Here is a 23519-nt window from a genome sequence, read left to right as displayed (position 1 = left end):
GCCAGGCTCTCTCGTAAGCAAGCACCTCCCTTCACTGCCTGTAAAGCTAATGATTCAATATCCGATATATAATAACGGCAGCTTCCGCTCTTATGGCTGTACCATTCGGCTTAATCAGGCCATTGTCGCCTTTGATGATTCCTTCTTTGGTCATTTGAGCCAATGGGCTCGCAGCATATGCTGCTACCTCACTGGAGTCACTAAAGCTGCTTAGATCTGTTGCTGATTCGTCCAGCGGTCTTCCTGCAATCATCATTGCTCTTGCAGCCATCACCATCATATCCTGTCTGGAAATGCTGCTCTTCGGCTCGAACCGGTTGTCACCTGTTCCCTGAGCAATACCAAGCTTTTTCGCTATTCCAACCTCTTTGTAATAATAGTCGGACTGTTCGATATCATTGAAATTACCATCGACTGTTGCACTAAGCTTCAATGTTCTAATTAACAGACTAATGAAATCTGCCCTTGTAATATTGGCTCCCGGACTAAAGGTAGCAGCAGACGTTCCCTTGATAATTCCCGAAACCATTAGAAATTCGATCTCCATCTTGGCCCAGTCATAACCCGCTAGATCGTTAAAAATGGTATATATAAAGGTTGTTATTGATAGATTCGGATCAAGGGCCTTAACATAGGCTAACTCAATTCTGGCATCCCCCCGTGCCTTCCCTTTGAAGACAATGGTGCTCAAGGCTGTGTTCCCCTGCTCTCCAGCTTTTTCCCCTATATGTGTAAAGGCGATCATTATTTTTCCGTTATCTATCTTTGGAGGTATAAAAAAACCGTCCAGCCTCGATTCCGCCTTATCTATCTCCACTAGATTAGGATCATAAGTAATCAACGCTTCGTAGGCATAGAGGCCATTTAAGTTGTTTCCATTCAGCGTAACCTGAAGTTCTTGATCAGGGAGAGCGATTTCTGCACTTTTACTGAGAGTGAAGGTGGTATTACCACCTTCTGCATACCCTACATTCGGTATACACACAGCAGTAATCATAATTGCAATAATTAATTTTAAAAGGATTAATTTCTTTTTTCGCATAGCCATCTCCCTATCTTCATTGTGAAATCGAATGATTGTAAGCGCTTTTAATAATGGACACAATTGTCATGATAAATAAAATTCAAACTGTTCAATGCTACAATCATCTTGCTTATCCCTCCCACTTAATTTGTTTTTATTATAACTACATCATTGGAAGATCACGATGTGATTTTATCTTTAAAAAGTTAAGATTTTTCAGCAATTCCTTTACTCGTTCAGGACTAATATTGCAGTTTCTTATCCCTGTACGCATATCCTGGTAAAATAACTAAAAAAACCTACGACTATCCTTACCAGTCGTAGGTTCTTCAGATAACTTACATGAACGAATGATCATCCAATTGCGGCCTGTAGCAGCTTAGTGAGCCATTGTCTCTGCTCTCCTTCTGCTTTAGCGGCTATCTTCTTCAGCTTGTCGGTTTTAATCTTTATCTTCATTGCATCCGTGCTATATAGCATGCATTTCACAAGCGAGGTATCGTCTCCGCGTTAACGCCATGGCGCTTTGCTAGTGCGAATGTGAAGTGGTTCTGAACAGATTGGTGTTCTTCGTCAATCATCCCCATATATTGTTCTACTACCGGAAAATATGCCTGATCAGGCTTGGTCGGATAAGTTCCCCCCTCGAGCTTATCCGCTATATAGTTGGAGATGCGTTCCAGCAGCTGTGCTTTCTTCGTCTCGTCGACATACTCGAGAATACGAACGTTGATTCCGCCTTCCCGAGTCCGAAACCTGCCATTAAAAATAAATCGATAATCGATTAATCCAGGAGGCAGCGCAAATAGCTTTTGTCTCATATAAGAAGCAAGCTTAGGGACGATCCTCTCTCGAACTTGCTCCTCAGTCAGAGACTCATCGGGTCCTGCCTTGTCTGCCGATCTCGTCGAATCGAGCTCATCATCCGTCACGTTCACTCTGCCCTTGGCATATTCCAATAGAGCATTACCGTGAATTTCTATCTGCAACGTAGTACGCTTCACGATTTATTCAATGTTCTTATCACTAATGTAAGCAATCCATTTGTCGATTTCCTGTATCATTGTTATTGTTCTCCCATACGTATATTGTGAATGATGTGGAATGTATTGACAACAGCATGGAGAGCTAAGTGTTCTGCGCTTCCACGACTTTGGTCGGGTTTAATTACCTGCTGCGGTCTGTTCCGAATCGCAGCATTCTCCGATACAATATAGCCAAATCTGTTAGAGGAGCGTTTGCCCATGAATTACGAGCAAAATCTATATAAAGAAATCGCTGCTTGGGAGCGTCAGTTATTCAAGTCGCCCGGATGGCTCGAGAGAACGTCGAAGACAATCGGTACGCGTATTAACAACCTGATTCCACCCAAAATGCATGAAGTCATTACAGCGACCATTAAGTCGATCGTGCGTACAGCGTTGTTCGGCGCGGAATACACACCTCAGAGACCAGTGCAGCGGTCTCTACAGCTAGAGCCCACTGATCAAGAGGCGAAGAAGTTGTTCTCTTTATACCAGAAAATAGCGACTGCCGAAGGGGCAGGCACAGGAGCGGGCGGTATTTTACTTAACGTTGTGGACTTTCCCGCGTTAATTGCAATCAAGATGAAATTTTTGTTTGAGCTGGCTCACATTTATGGCTATGATACGAATCATTTTTCCGAACGAGTATTTATTCTTAAGGTGTTCCAACTGACATTCTCTGGGTCCGAGCAGCGTGTCAAGCTATTGCATTCGATTAAACATTGGGATAAGGAGAAGGAGCAATGGCTCTCGGATATTGATTATTACAAAAACATGGACTGGGAGACGTTCCAGAAGGAATACCGCGATTCAATCGACTTTCGGAAAATGCTGCAGATGGTACCAGGGATTGGAGCGGTCGCAGGCGCTTGGGCGAATTACACTATTCTCGAGGAGCTTGGCGAAGCCGCAATGAATGCTTATCGATTGAGAAGATTGAACGAGGGGGATTTGATAGAAGGTTAATAGATGCAGTCAATAAAAAGAGCAGACCTCGTGAGGGCTGCTCTATCTACTATGTATGATTTCAAAGTATTATTTTAAATTCTGCAGCATATTTTTCATTTTCGTATAGCGTCCGCTTACCCGATCAATCATGTAATTGTACATAAGCTGATTTTCCGCAAGGTTCGCCATTTCGATATCAATGTCAACATTATTGCCGTTGTTGTTCATCGTCGTATTGCTGTGTTCAATAACCTGGTACGGAATGATGGAAGCGTTGGCATCTTTGGTCGGTAAATGCTTTGAATGAGTCCGTTTGATTCCTAAATCCCCAGTCTCACCATTTTCAATAATTCTTCTAAGCTCTTCCTCGAACTTCACCGATCTCTTTTTGTAGTTAGGAGTGTCAGCGTTGGCAATATTCTCGGTTGTGACCTTGTGCTGCACGGTAAGCACGTGTAATAGTGATTCGTTGCGGCTGGCTTGGATCACTGCTCAGTCTCCTTCACTGCAAAATCATGTAACTCTATAATAAGAAAATATGTTGCATCTTGTCAACTTTTGTCTATGTTTCTTGCTTGTTCTCTAGCTTACCAGCTTATACCCAACTACAGAATCGAGAATTAAGGCAAAAAAACACAATCCGCAACGCAGGATAGTTGTTTCTTACATAAGCGAAAGGCTGCCCATATTGCTGGCAGCCTTATTAATACATACATAAGCTTGATCATTACTTCAGATATTCTCCTGTAATTGACTGCACTGCATGGATGATCTGCCTTGGTGTTCCCTCGAACACCACCTGGCCACCCTTGCTGCCTCCGTCCGGACCCATATCGATGATCCAGTCTGCTTGACTAATCACATCAAGATTGTGCTCGATGACAATCACCGTATTACCGGCATCGACGAGTCGGTTCATGATCTCCAAAAGGTGACCGATATCTGACATATGTAAGCCAGTCGTCGGCTCGTCCATCACATAGATGCTCCCCTGCTTATGCAGCTCGCTTGCCAGCTTGATGCGCTGGCATTCCCCGCCTGATAGCGTACTGAGCGGCTGGCCGAGTGTAATATAATTCAGCCCTACATCACTCATCGCCTGAAGCTTACGTACAACCTCTTTCAGCTGGAAAAACTCCAATGCCTGCTCCACGGTCATCTCTAGCACTTCTGCTATTGACTTGCCATTCAGCTTGTATTCGAGCACCTCTTCTTTGAACCGCTTCCCTCCACATACTTCGCATGGCAGCTTCACACTGTCAAGGAATGCGAGATCCGTATACACAGCACCCAGACCTTGGCAGTTCTCGCATGCTCCCTTGGAGTTGAAGCTGAACAAGCCTTGGTTTACTTTGTTCGCGGATGCAAACGCTTTGCGCACATCATCCATAATGCCCGTATAGGTCGCGGGATTCGAGCGTGTTGACACTCCTACTGCAGATTGGTCGATGACGATTGCATCTGGATGCTCGCTGAGGAATATTTCGTTAATCAGCGTACTCTTGCCTGATCCGGCAACACCCGTAACTACAGTAAGCACTCCGGTAGGAATATCAACACTTACATTCCGCAGGTTGTGTAGAGTGGCATCTTTGATCGACAGCTTGTAGGAATGCTGTCTGCAATCCTCCTTCAATTGGAGCGGTCGCTTCATATGGGTACCTGTAAGTGTTCCTGCCTCCAGTAAGCTTGGGTAGCTTCCTTCATATACGATAGTACCACCGCGGCTGCCAGCATAAGGCCCGACGTCGACGATATGATCCGCTATCTTGATCACATCGGGATCATGCTCAACGACTATGACGGTATTGCCCTTGTCGCGCAGCTTCTGAAGCAATCCGTTTAACTGATGTACATCACGGGGATGCAAGCCAACGCTGGGCTCGTCGAAGATGTAAGTGACATCTACCAGACTGCCGCTCAGGTGCTTCACCATCTTGACGCGCTGTGACTCACCGCCGGACAATGTATCCGTCTCACGGTCCAACGTCAAGTAGTCAAGTCCGATATCCACTAGATGCCGCAGTCGATCACTAAGCGACTTGACAATCGGTACCGCGACTGGATCCTCAATCTCCCGAATGACGCGGATAAGCTGTCCGACCTCCATGGAAGATAATTCTGCAATGTTTAGTCCATTGATCCTGCAGCTGAGGACAGCTTGACTAAGTCTTGAGCCGTGACAGCTGGAGCATGGAGCCTCTGAGATGTACGGTGCAACAGCTCGTTGAGTGCGCTCAGACATCGTCTTCAGATCCCGCTTGATATACTTGTTAGTGAACTTCTCGATGACGCCCTCTACTGTAATATTCATTGCCTTTCCAGCGAATTGCATCTCCACTTTCTTCGCCTTAGCGTACAGCAGCTTGTCCAATTCCTCTTCCGAATAATCGCTGAGCTTCTTGTCTGGATCGAAATCCCCCGACTGTACGATATACGCCCAATCAAAGCTGTTCACCGCGTAGTCCGGCAATAAGATCGCTCCTTCATTCAACGACCTTGACATGTCGAGCGCCTTGCTCATGTCTACACCCAGCCTGCGGCCGATCCCGCTGCACTCCGGGCACATGCCTTGCGGATCATTGAACGAGAACATGTGGGCTTGTCCAACATAGGGCTGACCCACTCGCGAGAATAGCAGTCTGAGAATAGGAGAGATATCGGTAATGGTTCCCATCGTAGAATGAGAGCCTCCGCCCAGCCGTTTCTGATCCACAATAACAGCCATGCTTAGGTTCTCGATTCCATCCGTATCTGGCTGTGGAACGCGGGGTAGGAAATTACGCACGAACATGCTGAAGTTCTCGTTCAACAATCGCGTAGATTCGGCAGCGATGGTATCGAAGACGATCGATGACTTACCGGATCCGGATACTCCGGTGAAGATCGTGATCTTCTTCTTGGGAATTTGAAGGGATACATTTTTGAGATTGTTCTCCCTCGCACCCGAAATCACGATAAACTCCTGATTAGATTCGCTCATGATTAACATCCTTCCGATAGGTTTATATTCACATTGTACCATTCATCAGACATAAACCGGCTGCAAGCTACATGCAGCCGGTTTATGTTGATCCTAGCAAGGTTCATTTATAGTATCAATAATGCAGCATTGGGCAGTGAGATGCTCGCGAACCGAATACTGCTATTGCTCCAATAGCTTATCAAGCTCGCCGCACCATTTGCTCCAGCCATACCTAGCCCCTTCGAGACCATGAACATTAGAGAATCCGGTTTGTTCGAGATGAAGGTTAACCTTTCCGTCCCCTAAATCCTGCAACGTCCAGGTAACCGTGTGTTTCTCCTCTCCGCTTGCCCAAGTATATGACAACAGGTTTGGTTCATCCACGATAAGAACTTCACCATCAATAATGCCATCCCAATATTCGGATGGCTGAGTGCGGAATTGAAATCGGTGTCCTACGACGGGTTTGAAATCATTTTCCATCGGCTCACCTGTGTGGATGTTGGCCACCCACTTGGCAAGCTTGCTTGAATCGGTTAAGGCAGACCAAAGCTTCACGATCGATGTCGTGTACTGAAAATCCAAGGTTAAGGCTAAGCTCATTCTTCTTCCTCCTCTAATAGTTGGCTTAAGCGCAACATATTCGCACTCCAGAACTTGCTATAGAAAGCTACCCAATCTTGTATTTCTCTCAGTGGAGATGCGTTTAGCCTAAAACGCGTTTCTCTGCCGACTTTTCGGTCCAGGACCAGTCCGGCTTCTTTAAGAATTGTCAAATGCTTGGACACCGCAGTTCGGCCCATTTGAAATTGTGCCGTTAATTCATGAAGCGGTATCTCCTCTGCCTCAGCTAATAGACGAATCAGTTGGCGCCTAGTTGGATCTGCAATCGCGTCATACACATCCCGCTGCTGGTTGTTCTCGTTCACAACACCCTCTCCTCATTATTATTTCCTAGGGTATGCGGTTATTCGGACGTAGCGCCCAAGGGGTGAGAATCTCTGATTAGACACCATTCAGTGTCGTATATTATTATAGGTTACCATTTGGTGTCGTGTCAACTATTGATCGTATGCCCTATTGGCCTACATGACTACGTGTTAACAATCCTCAGCATGATAATGCTGAGGCTGTTGGGATTCTATGTTCTTATTATGTACAAATAAGAAGCCACAGTTATATGGCTTCTTATTTAGTAAAGTTCCAGCTATACGAATTGCATGACCAGCTTATTGAATTTATCGCGCTCATCATAGAAAGAGCCATGGCCGCTGTAATAAAACGGAACGAGCTGCGAATTTCTTATTTTTTGGTGCATTTCTTGTGCCTGCTCGAACGGTATCACCTTATCGTGGGTGCCGTGTACGATTAGCGTTGGAACTTTAATCTTGGGAAGGTCTGCTTCTAGGTTGAAATCTCGGAGCATCGTGATGATAGCCGCTGTCGACCATCCTGCTGCTTGCATGCCCAATTGAATAAACCAGTCTGCAAAACGATTCGTAACATATTGGAAGAAAAAAATATTCGTGACACCCTGCAGCATATTGGGACGATCATTCAAGGTTTCATCCATCAGCTGATCTGCTGTCTCTTTGGTGAATCCTCTCGGCACTGCGGCGTCGATAAGAATCAGACGGGATAACCCGTGACCGCTATAGCGTGATGCATATTTGACTGCTATGGCGCCGCCGGTAGAGTGTCCCGCGAGTGTGAAGTTTTTTAACTGAAGCGTCTCAATGACAATACGAATGTCCTCCGCCAGACGATCAAGATTATAGCCGTGCAGCGGTTTGTCCGAATCTCCGAACCCCCGCCAGTCTATGCCGATGCACCGGTACCCCATAGCAGGAAGAACATTGAACTGATATTCGAACTGCTTGTGGCTCAATGGCCAGCCATGCAAGAAAACAATAGTCTTGTTGCCCCCGGGGTTAAGATCCTCTACGAACAGCTTAACACCCGCTTCAACGGTCACATAGTATCCCAATTCGAATCCTCCGTTCCTTATGAAAGCCTTGTATCAGGATATTCAACTATTGTACAGAGGGTGAATGCCTATGCTGATGCAGGAAGTGCATAGCCCTATTGAGTCATGTCTTATTCGTTCGCTTCCCTTATAATAGATCGATGTGCATAAGAATCAGACAGGAGAGAACTATGGAAACGAACATCAAGCCAGTCATCAAGAAGCCCAATGCCGGATCGATCTATTTAACCATCTGGAGATGGCATTTATACGCAGGCCTATTATTCGCACCTTTCATCCTTTTTTAGCAATAACTGGTTCGGTCTATCTATTCAAGCCTCAAATTGAGCAATGGATGTATCATGATTATTATGTAGTCAACGATGATGGCGCCAAATTACAATCTTCACAGCTTATCGATAAAGTGCAAGCAGCCTACCCAGAATATACGGTCGTGAAGTATCGTCCTGGCGAAGGCGATACCCGATCTGCTGAAGTGAGAGTGAGTGGCGGGGATGAGACTTTTACTATCTTTATTAACCCGTACACCTCCGACATTATGGGGGAGCTCAATGACCGCAATTGATTAATGGATCGTATTGAAGAATTTCATGGAGAGTTAATGCTGGGCACAACCGGCGACCGAATTGAGGAATTAGCCGCATGCTGGGCATTAATTCTCGTATGGACTGGTTTATATTTATGGTTTCCGCGAGATAAGAAGAAATGGAAAGGCATCTTTATCCCGCGATTCAGAACGACTAAACGGAACTTGTTGAGAGATTTGCATGCTGTTCCTGCTTTTTGGTTATCCGCGGCTATGATGTTTCTCATTATTACGGGGTTGCTATGGTCCGGATTCTGGGGGACTAAGATTCAAACTCTTGTTACGAACAGCGGCCTCGGCTATCCGCCTTCAGTATGGGTGGGTGCTCTCCTTCCAGTACGTTGAAAACAAAAGATATTGCTGATGTGCCTTGGGCTGCAGAGAATTTGGAGGTTCCCGTATCCGTACCTAACGAAGAGTACATACAGCTATCGATCAATGATGTCGTGAACATCGCTAATCGACTACAGATGTATCCCACTTATGAAGTCATATTCCCGAAGTCAGATGAGGGAATTTTCACATTATCCGTATTTCCACCGAAAGCCAGAGATGAAGCAACGATTCATTATTGTGGTGGAAGCGCAAGCCTAAGGCACAGATAGGCGCCCCTCGCGCGCAAAGCTTCGGTTCTATTAAAGGTCTTCTTATTTTGTTTGTTGTATACAGCATTTTATTCCCGCTTGTTGGGGTATCGCTAATTGTAGTCGCCTTCTTGGATCTAGTTCTCATCAAGCGAATACCCAGACTGAAGAAAATGTTCAATGCTTAAGAAAACATAAAGGCGGTTTAAGCTATGAGGTTCAAACAACTTATCCTCGCAATTGTATTCCTAATGATCCTGACGGGATGCAATGCTGTTAGTCGGGATACGGCTGCAAAGTACAAACAGGAAAATATTCTAGACATTGAGATTCATATCCCTGCTCTTACTCATGGCAACCATCATTAATGATGTTTATCCGAAGAAAAGGCAGTCTATTGGCTGCCTTTTCTTATTCACTCTGCCGCTTCACTCCACCCTATCCCCTCCATTGAGAAACCAGGAGAAAGTCCAAAATCTCCTTGGGCAGCATCTATAAATGGAGGGTACACAAACAATGAGCTTGAATCATTGCCGGTCTCTTCTTGATAAGAGGCGAAGCCGGTATATGCGTTATTAGTCCATACCCATTCCGCATTGTCCGCTCCTGATTCAGCGTAATACACATTATGCTCCACCACGTTCCCCGTATTACTCGTATATTCATTATAGATCAGCACCCCCGAATCACTAGCGATTATAATGTTGTCCGTAATCGTATTCCCGGTCAAGGAAGCCTGCAGATACAACTGGCCGTTGCCAGCATCCAACAGGTCATTCTCGTAAAGGGTGTTGAATTGGATCGTGCTGGCTGTAGTACCGCCACGTTCCTCGTCATAACCTCCCATGGCAATGCCAGTTAGTCGGTTATGGTAGATTAGATTATGTCTCACCATAATGCCACTGGTCACATGCCCGGCATGCTCGGAAGCTAGTTCAATACCAATATCGTTGTCATACAATCGGTTGTGCTCGATGAGATTGTTCCTCCCTCCGTCGATATAGATTCCACCAGCCGAATTGCTGTCATTAGGCAGTACCTTGCCATAGGACGGATTGTTATTTGAAGTGATACGATACACCGTATTCCCTTTAATTGTGCCATTGCGGGCTTGGTCAACCGCTTCATCATCCACAGTACCCTCGAAGCCGATCAGGTCAATTCCGATGTTGTCATTGTCGTGGACTAGATTATTCGTTATGTCGAACCCGTCGACATTGCCGTTGACGGCAAGCGATTCACTTGAACCTAGCACCAGCTCATACAGCTCATTTCCATCGATGATCAGATCATGCAAGGGCTCCTCAGCATTTGTTCCGTAGACAGCAATACCATGGGCATCCCTTCCCGAAAGCTCTTCTCCTTCAGGTATGACGGTATTAGCGATGTCATGAACACGGTTCTCCAGCAAGCATATTGTTCTCCCAGATCCATGTATGTATATACCTACTGGAACTTCTCCGTTTGTTGAGGTCTTAAAATTACGAATCTCCAGCTGCTTGATCGTTACATAGCTCGTATTGTCGATTTCTACAAGGCCCTCCATCCCGTTAACCGGCAAGCCTTCTCCGTCGATAACAGCTGTTTCATCGGGATAACCGGTGAATACGATCGGTCCTTCTGACTCCGAGCCACCACGTGTAATGTTCAGCTTCTGATTATATATACCCTCCCGCACATAGACCGTACTCCCTGGCGGCACTTGGTCGGCTGCATGCTGAAGCGTCTTCCATGGAGAATCTATCTTTCCTTGGTTTCGATCATCACCATTTGTGGATATATAGTAGTCCAACCCTGTAGGCTTATCACGCGATAGCGGTGAGTCGGACTGACTAGAACAGCCGTATACCGCAATCAAACCAAGGCACATGGCCAGTCCTGGTAATATTTTCCTCATTGCTTTCTCCCCATTTGCATTATTACTGTGTATTACATATGAATGTAATTTCACTGTCTATTTCCTATGATTATATTCCAAAGTGTATCGTATTCAAGTGTAGAAGAATAATCAACTGCAAAAGGCAGAAGGTTTCTATCTTTCAAAACATAGGAAGTGCAGATTGATACACCAAGTGGTTCTATGTGGTTTTACTTTCCCCAACTCCTATAATCATCACTGCACTTGGTCTTGGTTATTTCTAAAAAATTATATTTTTTGATGCTTGAACCTATACTCGATGAACCATTCCCTTTGCGATTGACACAACGTTCATCTATCGGAGTCCGCCATCCGTCAGGGCTGACATAGAAATATTGACCATTAACTATTCCGTACTCCATATCAGGCTTTGAAGTATCGTATGTCCCATCGACTCCAATAGGAATGACATCAAACTCTCCCTCCTTCACAAGTAGAGGTGCGCCTTGAACATTATAATTCACCCTTATGTCACCTTCAAAGCCTTCAGGGATTAAATAAATATCATTCGTTGAAGTATTGCTGGTGAAAAACAAATGACCAAAAAATAAACTACCAATAAACCACAAGACAGCAGTAACTCCGAGCAAACCGATAATAATTTTTTTGTCACTCATTAAGTATCATCTCCCCCATCTGGTTCAGATTCTACTCCTATTCTTTGCTCTTCATTAGTTCTAACATTTGTAGTACCCTACCAGATGAATGGTACTGGCAATTAGAATGCTCTTCGCAAATACAAAAATGAATAAAAAAAAGTCGCACCAAATGCGACTTTTAAAGAGAGATAACTATGCTGCCCGAAATCTACAGCGATGAACTCGCCTTCTTCATACATACGACGACTTTCCCATGTGCTCTGCCTTCTCCGAGATGGAGTATCGCTTCGGCTGCATCGTCTAATGAATACTGTCGATCGATGATGGACTTGATTTGGCCTGCTTCAACGAGCGCCTTCCAGACCAACTGATCGTCATTGTTAGGTTTATGGATAAGTAAAGTAAGCTTCTTCTTGTCAAGCCACGAGACAAAAGGGGATATGAATACAGCCTGTAGGATACGAGACATTGTGCCGCCAATCATGACATAAGTACCACCTGATTTAAGCGCGCGCTTTACTTCGAATATTGACCGATTTCCAACGACATCGAGGATCAAGTCGTATTGCAATCCGTTTGCAGTGAAGTCATCTTTTCTATAGTCCAGCACGAAGTCTGCCCCGATGGAACGCAGCATTCCCAGCTTTTCAGCTTGATCTACACCAGTCACTTCCGTCCCGAGCAACTTGGCATATTGGATAGCGAACGTTCCGACGCCGCCGCCCGCTCCATTAATCAGAACCTGCTGCCCCTTCTGAAGCTTTCCCTTATCTCGCAACGCCTGCAAGGCCAGAACTGCTGCTTGAGGAATGGCCGCTGCTTGCTCGAAGCTCAGCCCTTCAGGCTTCGGAGTTATAGCACTCTCGTTAGCTGTTACATATTCTGCAAAGCCGCCCCACCCGCTCCCGGAGATATCCCCGAATATTTCGTCCCCCTCGCGGAAACGCGTAACCGCTGCGCCAACTTCAACTACCCGACCAGCAATATCTGCGCCTAGGATACGATAAAGGGGCTTGCGTAGCCCGCTAAGGCGGTTGATGTATGGTTTACCGCGGAGGAGATCCCAGTCCCAGGAATTCACAGATGCGGCATGCACCTCTATGAGTACTTCATGATCCTTAGGTTTGGGGATCGACACCTCTTCAATGCGCAGAACATCGGGTGAGCCATAGTTATCATATACTAGCGCTCTCATTGTACTTACTCCGCCTTCGCCTACTCTCATCATCAGCCTCCTACAGTTATTCCATTCAACTCTGATCTGTGCCTCTACAGTTATACTTAATTTTACCATAAACTCTGGCTGATCTGATGATACGCTCGATGCTTTTTACTTTTTATCACGATTGGATGTTTTGTATGTCTTGCCTTCGCTGTCATAGGTGACCCATTCACCCACAGGCTCGCCCTTGTCGAAATACCCCGAGCGCTTTATTGTGCCATCGGTCCGATACCATCGCTTTTTGATCATTATATCACAAGAATAATCTAGTATTTGTGTACCCATTACTAGTCAGCGTCTTCCCGAAGCTGACCGTTTTTCCCTTGATTTGAATATCTTTCAAAAGTTAGGAAATGTTATAAACGATCTACAAAAACGAATAAGGAATGGTCTCTGAATATGTGGACACAGATAATATCACACATCCCGGATTGGCTTATTTTTTTTCAAGCGGCGCTGACCCTACTCATTCCAATTGCTATTTATTATTTATACAGATCGTTCTATGCACTTATAGATAACCGAATAAGAATATCGAACACACAAGGGGACAAAGCTCCAACATCAGATAATGTAGAGCCTCGCTCAACACCTTTCACTGGCAATTATGATGACGATGTCACTTACATTAGAAACAAAATAGGTGCTAACAGTGACGTTAACTTCCGTACATTTGTGATGAAAGGAATTAATGCTCGAGCTGCCATGATTTATGTAAACGGAATGCAAGAGAATAAGGAATTTAATCTACAGATGATGAACGTATTAGCTTCTCAGCAGCACAGTGATTTAGCTGCAGCGCCTGAATTGGAAGAAGGATTAGCACTGAATCCCTTGCACAAAGTGCGTTCTTTTGAGGAATTGATTCATTCGATTCTACGGGGGCATATGGCCCTAATAATCGAAGGGTATCAAGAAGGCTTGCTGGTTAGCTCACCTGATAGCCCCTCTCGTGCTGTGAGTGAACCCGAATCTGAATCTATCCTGCGTGGTTCGAGACTTGGCTTCACCGAAAGGCTTAGTCAGAATACATCGATGTTGAGAAGTCACGGCACAACAGACAATCTGCAAATACGAAGCTTTTGGGTAGGCACCGCTATTAATAAGGAATTGGTTGTAGCTTATATGGACGATATTGTTAATGCGGATTTGCTCAAGGAGGTTATTGCCCGAATCCATAAAATAGACATCGATTATGTAGCAGAATCAGGTTACGTCGAACAATTGATTGAGGATAGTTATTTAAGTCCGTTCCAGCAGGCAATGAATACGGAGCGGCCTGATCGAGTTATCTCTGCTCTATTGGAAGGTAAAATTGCTATATTGTTAGAAGGCACGCCATTTGCCCTTATCGTGCCTGTCACCTTCAGTATGCTGCTGCAATCGCCAGAGGATTACTACGAAAGGTGGATTCCCGGTTCTCTCATGCGGATGCTGCGTTTCTTTGCAGCATTCATAGCGCTGTTGGCACCCTCTTTATATATTTCCTTTATCTCGTTTCACCCGGGCCTTATTCCAACAGAACTCGCTATGACGATAATCAAAACCAGGCAAGGAGTTCCTTTCCCTTCGATAATTGAAGTCTTAATTATGGAGATATCGATCGAGATATTACGGGAAGCTGGTATACGATTACCTAAGCCGATAGGTCCTGCGATGGGAATCGTTGGTGGTCTTGTCATTGGGGAGGCAGCGGTTCAAGCAGGAATCGTCAGCCCATTTCTAGTTATTGTTGTGGCGGTTACTGCGATTTCTTCTTTCTCGATACCTGTGTATAGTGCTGGGCTAACTCTTCGTATGCTTCGGTTTGTGGGTATGTTATTTGCAGCGATTCTAGGCATGTTCGGAACCATCTTATTCTTCTTGTTGATATGCAGCCATCTTGCGAAGCTGAAGAGCTTCGGCGTCCCCTATTTAACACCTGCAAGCCCTGTCCGTTGGAGCGATTGGAAGGATCTATTCATACGTGCTCCGCTGTCCATGATGAAACGTAGGCCGAGCATGCTGAAGACCAAAAAGCCTACACGTAGGTAACTATTGTTAAGGGGAGGTAAACCTGTGCAGGTTAAACATTCTTTTGCAAATCCCAACGATAAAATAACATCGACACAAGCAGCTATTTTTTTGAACAATAACGTTCTTGGCGCAGGTATTCTCACATTACCTAGAAGCGTGAGCGAGACGGTCAAAACACCTGATAGCTGGATGTCGATATTAATCGGTGGTTTGATTGTTATGCTCGTAGTTGTAGTAATGACCAAATTAAGCCAACAGTTTATTGGTCACACGGTGTACCAATATTCAAGAATCATTGCGGGGAAGTTTCCTGGGGGGCTATTGTGTCTCATATTAGTCCTATATTACATCATCATCGCAGGTTATGAAATCCGCTCAGTAGCGGATGTCACGCTTTTTTATCTACTGGAAGGCACACCTATTTGGGCGATTGTCATTCCATTTATTTGGCTAGGTGCTTATTTAGTAATGGGGGGAATCAATGCCATTGCACGGGTATTCCAGATTGTATTCCCAATTAGCCTATGTATTCTGATTGTTTCTTATATATTGAGCATCAAGCTATTTCATATTAGTAACCTCAGACCTTTTTTAGGAGAAGGCATTTATCCCGTATTTCAAGGCTTGAAATCAACTGTACTTGTGTATACAGGCTGTGAGGTAATCATGACGCTAGTTGCCCAAATGGAGAACCCTCGACAAGCGATCAAAGCTATGTTGTTCGGTATTGGCATTCCCTTTGGCTTGTATTTCTTCACTGTTGTTATGGTAATAGGAGGCGTTTCTGTCGACTCAGCGATTACGAGTACTTGGCCTACCATTGATTTAGTCCGCAGCTTTGAGATTTCTGGCTTTTTATTTGAACGTTTTGAATTTCCGCTTTTGGTGATATGGCTGATGCAAATGTTCTGTAATTACAACTGCTTTTTTTATAATGCATCGCTTGGCATCTCACAAATATTCAAGGTTTCGTACAAAAAGGTTGTTTTCGCGCTTATGCCGCTTATTTTCATTGCTGCAATGATTCCTAAAAATATAAATGAAGTGTTTGGCCTCGGTGATACAATTGGAAAAATGGGTCTCGTCATTTTTTTCCTTGTGCCGGTACTTCTCAGCTTGATTTGGATCATACGCTCAAAAGGTGGTAAACAGCATGAGCAGACCTAGACGAGTATTACTTCTCCTCAGTATGTTGATCTTATTGGTACAAACGGCCTGTTGGAGCAGCAAGGAGATTGAAGATTTGTCGCTTTATTCAGGCTTGGCATTAGATGTTGGTCAACGAACAGCTATCGAAAAGGAATTTGAAGAAAAGGGAAGTGCCTATTCGAAGAAAAATAAACTAACAGCGACTATTCAGATCGTTCCGGTCGCATCATCTGAAAAAGAGAGCAAAGGCAAATCGTCTGCTTATAGCAATGTTACAGGAACTGGAGATTCTCTTCTTGAAATATTCCGACAGTTTTCCATAAGGCTTAACCGTCCTATAATCGGACATCATCTCAAAATTCTAGTTATTTCGTCTAAGCTGCTCAAGCAGCAGAGCATCAGGCAGATCACGGACTTTGTTCTACGTGATAACGATATAAGGCCAAGTGTGAAAGTTTTCGTAAGCTCTGGTAAAGCTCTCAATACGTTAATGACCGAAGTTCCAGATGAAATCCCTTCTTTTCACATTAATGAAATGGTGAAAAACCAGTTTAGGACAAGCAAAATTATGAGCTCTGTTCTCATAACAGATCTAGATGCGCTTATGCATTCCAAACAAAGCTTTATCCTTCAGAATATCATTGAAGCACAGGGAGAGATTGAACTTAGCGGTGCCGGGATCATTAGAGGAGATTCGGGGCATTGGATTGGGAATCTAACTCAAGAAGATGTAGAATGTATAGTTTGGATAACTAATGAGGGTAGTAGTGGTACCATTAAGGTACAAGACGATAAGGGTAATCCCCTGTCGTATGAAATGAAGTCGATGAAGAGCAGCATTAAAGTACACACAAATGCGCTTGGGCAGATCACTTTTAAGGTTCATATGGAAAGCGAAGGACGGTTAAGTGAGGATTGGAATGTGGAGGGGAACCCTTCTTCTACTGAATACCAAGATGAGATGGCGCTGTTGTTCGAGCGTAAGCTTAGGAAGATGATGGATCACCTCTTGTTCGCGATGCAATCCAAGTACAAAGTAGATGTAGCTAAATTCGGACAAGCAGTCCGGATTCAGAAGCCACAAGTCTGGAATAAGGTGAAGAAACAATGGGACGATACGTTCAGCCAATCCCAAATTGACTTGAAAATCGATTTGAAAATAACTGATTTTGGTTCTACAACAGAATAAAGCGGCAGGCAACGTTTAAACGATGGACATTGCTCTGCCGCTATCATGCGATTTGAACACATGTATGTGACCCGTGAATGGTATCTGGTCAGTCTATCGCCTTCTCAATATTATAATCCACTAGATCAATTTCCAGTTCCATTCCAAGCGCTAATCTAGCCAACTGGCTTCCGATATAAGGTCCCATCGTCAATCCAGACGCGCCGAGACCGTTTACCGCAAGAAGACCTTCCCAATCTGGTATAGCTCCAATGACTGGAAGAAAGTCGGCTGTATAGGGGCGGAAGCCCACTCTAACTTCTTGGAAAGTGATATTGGCCAGTTCAGGTGCGAATGCCAGAGCTTTGCTCAAAATCTCATGCATCCCACCCGGTGTGATCCTCGTATCATAGCCTTCTATATCATTCTCATGAGTCGCCCCAATCACGATTTTCTGATCCTCGAAGGCAAGCAGATATTGATCAGAAGGCGGTATAACGACTGGCCAGTTGCCAGTATTAAGATTCGGCTCAGGAATCTGCAAGTGCATGATCTGCGCTTTCTGATAGCTCACCTTGAACACAATTCCTAATGGTTGAAGCAACGCTCCCGCCCATGCTCCCGCACATACAATAACCTTGTCTGCTTGATAGCTATTAGTCCCAACTGTTGCGCCTGTTACACGATTACATTCATATTCCAGCTTAGCATTTCCATAGATCAGCTCAGCCCCGTTCCTGATCGCAGACCGAAGCAATGCATCACGCAGCGCCCTTCCATCAACACGAGCGGCTCCGCTAATATGCAAGGCCGAATACTCTTCGACTAGCAGCGGGAATAGTTCACGGGTGCTTTGCTCATCAAGTCGTGTAATCGCACCTATTTCTGCGGCGTCTTCCATTCGTTTGTAAGCTCTTGCTTCCATTTTGTCGAGCTTCTCTTGATTCATCTCTATGCTGAGGGCTCCGACCTTGCCATAGCCGGTCTCGGTTTCTCCTTCACTCTCAAGCTCTTCGATTAGCTCTGGGTAATAACGTGCTCCCGCTTTGGCGAGTCGGTACCAAGCTTGATTGCGTCGCTGCGATAGCCAAGGACAAATGATGCCAGCTGCTGCATCCGTAGCCTGTCCTTCATCTTGCCGATCAATAATAAGTACATCTGCTCCAAGCTTAGCTAATTGGTACGCAGTGGATGCGCCAGCAATCCCCGATCCGATGACAATTATCTTCATGATGCATTCATTCCTTTCAGTCATGCTCCTCTTGTGAATATTCCATTATTCAACAATCCCTATGTTCACCTTCGTGCCATTCATGTTTAGGTAACAACTTTATCTTCTTAAAGCCACACTTTTCATAGCATGCTATCGCTCGAGTATTCCATGTCTGCGGGTCCATTACAACCTTATCTGCTTCCAGCTCATGTATCAAATAATCGACCATTGATCGAACTAACAATTTTCCAATTCCTTGGTTCCAATGATCAGATTCTCCAATAAATTGATCTGTACCATAGAATTTCCCCAACAGATCGGTATAACCATATTCCTGTTTACCTTCATCATCAAGGACATAGAATTGAATATAGCCTATTGCTTGTGAATCATATTCTACAATACATCTCGTTTCATCATCCTGTTGAAGGAAACTTTCTCTTACCATTTCATAATCATGAGGTCGATCACGTCCCCCATAGTATTGCAGTACAGTTGGATCTGAGAGCCATTTCACAAGTAAGTATGCATCATTTTCCGTTAACTCACGAACTCGAAGCTTCCCCTTCTCCAATACCACCAAGTTATTCCCCCCCAACCCGTATCTGATATGTAAAATACCATACAATCGTTTTCTTCAGCTTATTCAAAAGATATCTTCCACAAGTAGATGGATGCAACGGAACCATAAGGTGAGTATCTCTTGCGATAGTGATCGAATTGCTCTTTCGTCAGCGATTCTAATCCATACAGCTTCATCATTCCTCGTCGAATCGCAATATCCCCCCAGCTCACTATGTCCGGGCGCTCCATGGCGTTAAGCAGCAGCATCTCTGCAGTCCATCTACCAACACCGTTCAGCTTTATGAGCTCTGCTATTACCGCCTCGTCGGATAGCTGAGTCAATTGTTCCAGCTGAACATCGCCTCTTACAACTGCTTCAGCCAGCTGATGAATACACGCTGCCTTTTTCATAGTCAATCCACAGCTCTGAATGGTATCGCGATCCTGTGATTGAATAACTTCTGGAGTGATATCAACGAACTTGAGCTGCATACGAGCCCAAATGGTGTCGGCGGCTCTAATGGATATGAGTTGGCCTACGACTGCATGAACCAATGCGGTGAACAGATCAGGTATGACTACTCGTTTCATTATACCAATTCGCTCGAAGGCAGAGCCAAGAACAGGATCGACTGCCTGCAAATGCTCCATTTCTAATGCTCCGTATTCAAAAATCTTTGTATAAACCGTACCCATGCGCATTCCTCTTTTCAATGGAAGATATAACATAGGCTTATTATTTTCTTTCTATCTCAAGGAGCTGCGTCTTCATGGTTAGTCCGCCGCGATAGCCGGTTAGTGCACCGTTTTTACCTATGACACGATGGCAAGGAACCGTAATCAGTATGGGATTGGCTCCAATCGCGGCACCAACAGCGCGTACAGCTTCAGGCTTGTGAATGTGTGCAGCGATATCTGAATAAGACCACGTGTGTCCAAAAGGTATCTGCTCAAGCGCAGCCCACACCTTCATTTGAAACTCCGTACCTTGTATATCATTCCTCATCGTGAAATGCTGCCTCTCTCCGCGAAGGTACTGAACCAATTGCTCCGTATACGGCTGTAATCGGGTGTCGTCTTGAATCAGGGTATGTGCTGGGCGGCGTTTGTCTCTCCACTCTTCTAATTCTTCGAATGAACTCCCCTGTGACCCAATGAAGCAAAGACCCTTCTCGGTGGCAGCCACATATAGCCTCCAGTCTTCATAGGACAACAGTGTCCAGTATAGGTTCGTATCTGTAGGTGAATACATCTATTGAAAGCCTCCAATCATATTGGCCGTTATATCTACTTTTGCATTTACACCGTTAGTATAACTCGCGACTGCAGCATTTGTACGCACTTCAGAGTATAAAAGCAAGATAATGAAATATCTAACCAACAAAAAAACCGCGTAAGACGTAAGACGCGGGAATTGTTTTGTACCTGTTATTTTGGAAAAGCTTCATTTTTCGAGACATGAATCATTTCATGAGGGAAGCTTTTTCTAAAATACTTCTCTACTCGGACATGGATATCGCTTCGATACCATTCTGACAGCTTATGTGCCTCGAACAATTCAGGCATTCCTAGCTTCTTAGAACGTCTGCCCATTGAACCATCCCCGATATTAAGCGTATCGATCCAGATCCGATCCACGATTCCCGCCAACGATTGAGAGAACTGAGGGGTGAACGGCAATACAGGTGAGATGGCGGCCTGTGTTGTTATTCCCGCCTCATGCAGTTCTCTTAGAGCTTGCAGCCGCAGGCCAATTCCAGGTGCGTATGGAGCGAACATTCGTTTGATATCTTCTCGATCCGTTTCAATCGTCATGGATACAAGCACGCTGCAGGTCTCCTTCAAGCGGAGTAACAGATCAATATCCCTTGTGATGAGCGGACTTCTAGTCTGAATCTGAATCAGATCAGGCGGCGCTACTATCATCGCTTCCAGAAGCTGTCGTGTAATTTCTGCTTTTCGTTCAATAGGCTGATAAGGATCTGTTGCCGAGGACATGAATAGATTGACGGTTTTGTTTTTACGACGGAGGGCTGCCATTTCTTTTCGGTAATTGTCAGCTGCATTGGCTTTAATCTCTACCCATTCTCCCCATGGAATCTCTTTGAACGCTTGAATCGGCATTTCTCTAACGTAACAATAGCTGCAAGCAAATGCGCATCCGCTATATGGATTCAGGGAATGGGTAAATCCGATATCCAAGTAGCCCTTCGCTTCGTTTAATATTTTCTTGGATAATATAGTTGTGATTGCAATGGCCATTGGAATCAACATCTCTCTTTATTAAGTGTAGGTTCTAATTATTTACTATTATGGTTCCGTTTCCATACAATCGCTCTTCGTTCCAAGTTTTGTACAAAATCATTTTTACCATTACTATATCCTTCGATGTCTTTAGGTAACTGTTGGGCGAGTCTTTCTTTTAACTTTCCGTATTCAATTACGTCTTCATCATGCCATTTAAGGTAATCACGAACTGCAAGATGACGTTCTATTTCAAAATCATTATCATATTGAAAAATATGAATTTGGTGTGTCCTGTTCTCTCCGCCTTTACGAAAATATCTTCTTCCCTTAATCCCTAATTCTCCAAGTGGCTCATAACCTATTTCAATCATCTTTTCATTAAAATAATCAACTTTTTCAATGTCTCTGACTATTGGCATCATATCGATGATTGGCTTAGCTTTTAAATTCGGTACTGCTGTACTACCTATATGATGAATTTCAATGAGTTGAACTAGACACCTTATTCAATATCTAGTCGTCGATATTACCATTGCAACGACACTTTAGCAAGCTGTTCTCTTGTCACTTCAATATTATATATAACACACAGATGCTGATGAAGAGGCACAATGGTGAATATAGAATGGTATCCCACTTGGCGAATAAAGTACCTCGTTGTTTCTTGAAGAACCCCAGCCAACGAAAATCCCCTATAGCACGAAAGATGAAGACGATTGACAACATGTATCCACCATACAAAAGTATCCCATCAGAGAACAGCAGCTGTCGAATCCCCTCACCGAGCTCAAGTACTAGCCATCCCGCTAGTGCCAAAGCTCCCGCCACGATGCCGGTGGCAGCCTTCGAAGGACGGAACAAAGCATTAGAGCCGCTGCTTGGGATTGCTGCCAACCCACCTCTACTCCCTCCTGCCATCCAATACACATGAATACCACTTAATAGAAACAGGATTGCCCCTACGATCCAAGTGAACCAAATCCCCATCGTGCTCCCCCTTAGATTCCTAATAACTGTTGCCGCAGCATAGACACATGATCTTGAAGTTCTTCTTCACTAACGGGATGATGCTTATTCCGTTCATACCACCCTAAGTAATAATGATATAAGAGGAGTGATCTATGCTTAGCAGCTTCCGTGTCCATACCTGCCTTCTTGAAGAGCTCTTGTGCATAATGGATCCTCTGCTGCTCGATCGTTTCAAGCATGGCCTGATAAGATGGTGATTGGGTGCCGAGCTTCCTGAAGTAAAATAAAAAATCCCCATTCTCTGTTGCGGAGAACATCTGTATCAGCATATTACTTATTTGATCCTTCGGGTTATCAGGAATAGACGAGAGCCTGATCACCTCTTGGGTTGATAATTCCCTCCAACGCTCAATCAAGCGTTCCACAAACTCATTGCGATTCGTGAAATACCAGTAAAAGCTGCTTTTGCTGCAGCCTAACGCCGACGCCATTTTCTCGATGACTAAGCCATCTACACCGTTTTGTGCGAATACCTCCAGCCCTTTTTGAATCCATTCCTCTTGTGTAACGATAATTTTCGGCATCTATTTATCCTTCTTTTCTGTACGGTATCGTTTAGAAAAATAATAACCTAAAATCAGGAAATCTTCAACAAATGTTTGATACTGTGAATTTTTAAAAAAACAGCGCGCACCGGTTAAATACCGATGCGCGCTGTCTAGGTTGTTTGTTTTTAAAAATACAAAGGATTTGCTGCGCATCCACATAGAATGAAAACTCCGTAACATTTCTCCCTACAACCATCTAACGTTCCAAGCCTAGTTAGCTTCTATAGAAATAGGGTCCACACATCGATTCGTGAGTATGTACATACGTCCACGTGAGATTCTTGTCGAATAAATATATATCTTGTTCATAATCGAAATCAGCGGCGACTAAAGCATTAGCATTACTGTACACAAACACGATTTCAGGAGAATTCTGATACATCACATACATCTCATGCTTAGCCTCAGCATCGAATGCCTCTCTTGCTGCTTCATTTCTTAAGCAAGGTTGTCTCTCATAGCTGAAAATATGCCACTTAAATTGACTATATGCGATTGTCTCTCTTGTCTCGTTGCTAATGTTATTAGCGAAGGCTTGATCCCACTGCTCTCTGATGATTAGTGCTTCCTCACCGAATCCCTCTGTTACAACTACCCCCTTTTCTTCTAGATTTTTTCGAAAAAGATACTTCTGGCGAATAAACTCAATAGACCAATAAACATGATTTAATTCCTCATCCGGCAAACTATCAATCATTTGATTAATTTCTTGTCTGTAGTTCATGTG

At 44.4% G+C, this 23519-nt stretch carries 25 protein-coding genes and 1 pseudogene; 6 read left to right on the top strand and 20 right to left on the bottom strand.

The features are described 5' to 3' along the window. Positions 1-46 precede the first annotated feature (46 nt). Together AC6ESP_RS08370 and AC6ESP_RS08365 are read right to left on the bottom strand one after the other, a co-directional pair. Complete coding sequence (locus AC6ESP_RS08370) at positions 47-997, bottom strand: S-layer homology domain-containing protein (RefSeq protein ID WP_497096248.1); 951 nt, start codon at positions 995-997, stop codon at positions 47-49. Positions 998-1509: 512 nt separating this feature from the next. Continuing rightward, on the bottom strand, positions 1510-2028 hold the full coding sequence (locus tag AC6ESP_RS08365) for a DUF6138 family protein (RefSeq protein WP_497096247.1): 519 nt from the start codon (positions 2026-2028) through the stop codon (positions 1510-1512). A gap of 240 nt (positions 2029-2268) precedes the next feature. Here AC6ESP_RS08365 and AC6ESP_RS08360 point away from each other — a divergent pair, with 240 nt between their 5' ends. After that, positions 2269-3015 carry an EcsC family protein gene (locus tag AC6ESP_RS08360; RefSeq protein WP_497096246.1) on the top strand — a complete coding sequence of 249 codons (747 nt, stop codon included), beginning with the start codon at positions 2269-2271 and terminating at the stop codon, positions 3013-3015. A 69-nt stretch (positions 3016-3084) separates the two neighbouring features. On the opposite strand, the gene flgB is transcribed toward AC6ESP_RS08360, so the two are convergent. From flgB to AC6ESP_RS08335, 5 genes are all read right to left on the bottom strand, one after another. After that, positions 3085-3486, bottom strand: coding sequence for a flagellar basal body rod protein FlgB (flgB, locus tag AC6ESP_RS08355; RefSeq protein ID WP_497096245.1), 402 nt, complete (start codon positions 3484-3486; stop codon positions 3085-3087). A gap of 238 nt (positions 3487-3724) precedes the next feature. Beyond that, positions 3725-5980 (bottom strand): ATP-binding cassette domain-containing protein, encoded by a 2256-nt coding sequence (locus AC6ESP_RS08350; RefSeq protein ID WP_497096244.1) that lies wholly within the window; start codon positions 5978-5980, stop codon positions 3725-3727. Positions 5981-6142: 162 nt separating this feature from the next. After that, entirely contained in the window at positions 6143-6565 is a 423-nt protein-coding gene (locus AC6ESP_RS08345) for an SRPBCC family protein (protein ID WP_497096243.1), read from the bottom strand. Further along, complete coding sequence (locus AC6ESP_RS08340; protein ID WP_497096242.1) at positions 6562-6891, bottom strand: ArsR/SmtB family transcription factor; 330 nt, start codon at positions 6889-6891, stop codon at positions 6562-6564. Before AC6ESP_RS08340 ends, AC6ESP_RS08345 begins: the two co-directional genes overlap by 4 nt. A gap of 278 nt (positions 6892-7169) precedes the next feature. Next, positions 7170-7949 (bottom strand): alpha/beta fold hydrolase, encoded by a 780-nt coding sequence (locus tag AC6ESP_RS08335; protein WP_497096241.1) that lies wholly within the window; start codon positions 7947-7949, stop codon positions 7170-7172. 170 nt (positions 7950-8119) lie between these two features. Between AC6ESP_RS08335 and AC6ESP_RS08330 the strand changes: the two are divergent. Both AC6ESP_RS08330 and AC6ESP_RS08325 read left to right on the top strand, forming a co-directional pair. After that, positions 8120-9307 (top strand): annotated as a pseudogene (locus tag AC6ESP_RS08330) (PepSY-associated TM helix domain-containing protein). 24 nt (positions 9308-9331) lie between these two features. Then, positions 9332-9487, top strand: coding sequence for a hypothetical protein (locus AC6ESP_RS08325; RefSeq protein ID WP_497096240.1), 156 nt, complete (start codon positions 9332-9334; stop codon positions 9485-9487). Between the two features lie 47 nt (positions 9488-9534). Here the strand turns inward: AC6ESP_RS08325 and AC6ESP_RS08320 are convergent, their stop codons facing one another. The 4 genes from AC6ESP_RS08320 to AC6ESP_RS08305 all read right to left on the bottom strand — a co-directional run bounded on the left by AC6ESP_RS08320 (position 9535) and on the right by AC6ESP_RS08305 (position 13107). Next, positions 9535-11016, bottom strand: a complete 1482-nt coding sequence (locus AC6ESP_RS08320) for a right-handed parallel beta-helix repeat-containing protein (protein WP_497096239.1) — start codon at positions 11014-11016, stop codon at positions 9535-9537. Between the two features lie 191 nt (positions 11017-11207). After that, entirely contained in the window at positions 11208-11654 is a 447-nt protein-coding gene (locus AC6ESP_RS08315) for a DUF6843 domain-containing protein (RefSeq protein WP_497096238.1), read from the bottom strand. A 190-nt stretch (positions 11655-11844) separates the two neighbouring features. After that, entirely contained in the window at positions 11845-12861 is a 1017-nt protein-coding gene (locus AC6ESP_RS08310) for an NAD(P)-dependent alcohol dehydrogenase (protein ID WP_497096237.1), read from the bottom strand. Between the two features lie 105 nt (positions 12862-12966). After that, positions 12967-13107, bottom strand: coding sequence for a hypothetical protein (locus AC6ESP_RS08305; RefSeq protein WP_497096236.1), 141 nt, complete (start codon positions 13105-13107; stop codon positions 12967-12969). 150 nt (positions 13108-13257) lie between these two features. Here AC6ESP_RS08305 and AC6ESP_RS08300 point away from each other — a divergent pair, with 150 nt between their 5' ends. From AC6ESP_RS08300 to AC6ESP_RS08290, 3 genes are read left to right on the top strand one after another with little or no spacing between them, the layout of a single operon-like run. After that, on the top strand, positions 13258-14892 hold the full coding sequence (locus AC6ESP_RS08300) for a spore germination protein (protein WP_497096235.1): 1635 nt from the start codon (positions 13258-13260) through the stop codon (positions 14890-14892). Positions 14893-14916: 24 nt separating this feature from the next. Continuing rightward, a complete protein-coding gene (locus tag AC6ESP_RS08295) occupies positions 14917-16041 on the top strand; it encodes a GerAB/ArcD/ProY family transporter (protein WP_497096234.1) in 1125 nt (374 codons plus the stop codon). Then, positions 16028-17212 (top strand): Ger(x)C family spore germination protein, encoded by a 1185-nt coding sequence (locus AC6ESP_RS08290; RefSeq protein ID WP_497096233.1) that lies wholly within the window; start codon positions 16028-16030, stop codon positions 17210-17212. Before AC6ESP_RS08295 ends, AC6ESP_RS08290 begins: the two co-directional genes overlap by 14 nt. An 88-nt stretch (positions 17213-17300) precedes the next feature. Here AC6ESP_RS08290 and AC6ESP_RS08285 read toward each other — a convergent pair whose 3' ends face one another. The 9 genes from AC6ESP_RS08285 to AC6ESP_RS08245 form a co-directional block, all read right to left on the bottom strand. Then, a complete protein-coding gene (locus tag AC6ESP_RS08285) occupies positions 17301-18425 on the bottom strand; it encodes an NAD(P)/FAD-dependent oxidoreductase (RefSeq protein WP_497096324.1) in 1125 nt (374 codons plus the stop codon). 46 nt (positions 18426-18471) lie between these two features. Then, positions 18472-18987 (bottom strand): GNAT family N-acetyltransferase, encoded by a 516-nt coding sequence (locus tag AC6ESP_RS08280; protein ID WP_497096232.1) that lies wholly within the window; start codon positions 18985-18987, stop codon positions 18472-18474. A 59-nt stretch (positions 18988-19046) separates the two neighbouring features. Further along, entirely contained in the window at positions 19047-19664 is a 618-nt protein-coding gene (locus AC6ESP_RS08275; protein ID WP_497096231.1) for a DNA-3-methyladenine glycosylase family protein, read from the bottom strand. A gap of 40 nt (positions 19665-19704) precedes the next feature. Then, complete coding sequence (locus AC6ESP_RS08270; protein WP_497096230.1) at positions 19705-20220, bottom strand: methylated-DNA--[protein]-cysteine S-methyltransferase; 516 nt, start codon at positions 20218-20220, stop codon at positions 19705-19707. A gap of 176 nt (positions 20221-20396) precedes the next feature. After that, complete coding sequence (locus AC6ESP_RS08265; RefSeq protein WP_497096229.1) at positions 20397-21230, bottom strand: SPL family radical SAM protein; 834 nt, start codon at positions 21228-21230, stop codon at positions 20397-20399. Positions 21231-21268: 38 nt separating this feature from the next. Continuing rightward, entirely contained in the window at positions 21269-21694 is a 426-nt protein-coding gene (locus AC6ESP_RS08260) for a GrpB family protein (protein ID WP_497096323.1), read from the bottom strand. An 85-nt stretch (positions 21695-21779) separates the two neighbouring features. Next, positions 21780-22202: a DUF3995 domain-containing protein gene (locus AC6ESP_RS08255; RefSeq protein WP_497096228.1), complete on the bottom strand. Its 423-nt coding sequence runs from the start codon at positions 22200-22202 to the stop codon at positions 21780-21782. A gap of 11 nt (positions 22203-22213) precedes the next feature. Continuing rightward, entirely contained in the window at positions 22214-22768 is a 555-nt protein-coding gene (locus AC6ESP_RS08250; RefSeq protein ID WP_497096227.1) for a TetR/AcrR family transcriptional regulator, read from the bottom strand. A gap of 238 nt (positions 22769-23006) precedes the next feature. Then, the gene (locus AC6ESP_RS08245; protein WP_497096226.1) at positions 23007-23516 is read right to left on the bottom strand and encodes a DUF4275 family protein; all 510 of its coding nucleotides are present in this window, start codon (positions 23514-23516) and stop codon (positions 23007-23009) included. Positions 23517-23519 lie beyond the last annotated feature (3 nt).

The sequence above is a fragment of the Paenibacillus xinjiangensis genome, from assembly GCF_059686975.1.
The sequence above is the reverse complement of the archived record's forward strand: the minus strand, read 5'-3'. Positions and strand labels throughout refer to the sequence as shown.

Coding starts and splice junctions, on each gene's coding strand:
- AC6ESP_RS08370 (WP_497096248.1), bottom strand. CDS start 997: ATGATTACTGCTGTGTGTATACCGAATGTAGGGTATGCAGAAGGTGGT.
- AC6ESP_RS08360 (WP_497096246.1), top strand. CDS start 2,269: ATGAATTACGAGCAAAATCTATATAAAGAAATCGCTGCTTGGGAGCGT.
- AC6ESP_RS08350 (WP_497096244.1), bottom strand. CDS start 5,980: ATGAGCGAATCTAATCAGGAGTTTATCGTGATTTCGGGTGCGAGGGAG.
- AC6ESP_RS08345 (WP_497096243.1), bottom strand. CDS start 6,565: ATGAGCTTAGCCTTAACCTTGGATTTTCAGTACACGACATCGATCGTG.
- AC6ESP_RS08325 (WP_497096240.1), top strand. CDS start 9,332: ATGAGGTTCAAACAACTTATCCTCGCAATTGTATTCCTAATGATCCTG.
- AC6ESP_RS08320 (WP_497096239.1), bottom strand. CDS start 11,016: ATGAGGAAAATATTACCAGGACTGGCCATGTGCCTTGGTTTGATTGCG.
- AC6ESP_RS08315 (WP_497096238.1), bottom strand. CDS start 11,654: ATGAGTGACAAAAAAATTATTATCGGTTTGCTCGGAGTTACTGCTGTC.
- AC6ESP_RS08310 (WP_497096237.1), bottom strand. CDS start 12,861: ATGAGAGTAGGCGAAGGCGGAGTAAGTACAATGAGAGCGCTAGTATAT.
- AC6ESP_RS08305 (WP_497096236.1), bottom strand. CDS start 13,107: ATGATCAAAAAGCGATGGTATCGGACCGATGGCACAATAAAGCGCTCG.
- AC6ESP_RS08300 (WP_497096235.1), top strand. CDS start 13,258: ATGTGGACACAGATAATATCACACATCCCGGATTGGCTTATTTTTTTT.
- AC6ESP_RS08290 (WP_497096233.1), top strand. CDS start 16,028: ATGAGCAGACCTAGACGAGTATTACTTCTCCTCAGTATGTTGATCTTA.
- AC6ESP_RS08275 (WP_497096231.1), bottom strand. CDS start 19,664: ATGGGTACGGTTTATACAAAGATTTTTGAATACGGAGCATTAGAAATG.
- AC6ESP_RS08270 (WP_497096230.1), bottom strand. CDS start 20,220: ATGTATTCACCTACAGATACGAACCTATACTGGACACTGTTGTCCTAT.
- AC6ESP_RS08265 (WP_497096229.1), bottom strand. CDS start 21,230: ATGGCCATTGCAATCACAACTATATTATCCAAGAAAATATTAAACGAA.
- AC6ESP_RS08255 (WP_497096228.1), bottom strand. CDS start 22,202: ATGGGGATTTGGTTCACTTGGATCGTAGGGGCAATCCTGTTTCTATTA.
- AC6ESP_RS08250 (WP_497096227.1), bottom strand. CDS start 22,768: ATGCCGAAAATTATCGTTACACAAGAGGAATGGATTCAAAAAGGGCTG.
- AC6ESP_RS08245 (WP_497096226.1), bottom strand. CDS start 23,516: ATGAACTACAGACAAGAAATTAATCAAATGATTGATAGTTTGCCGGAT.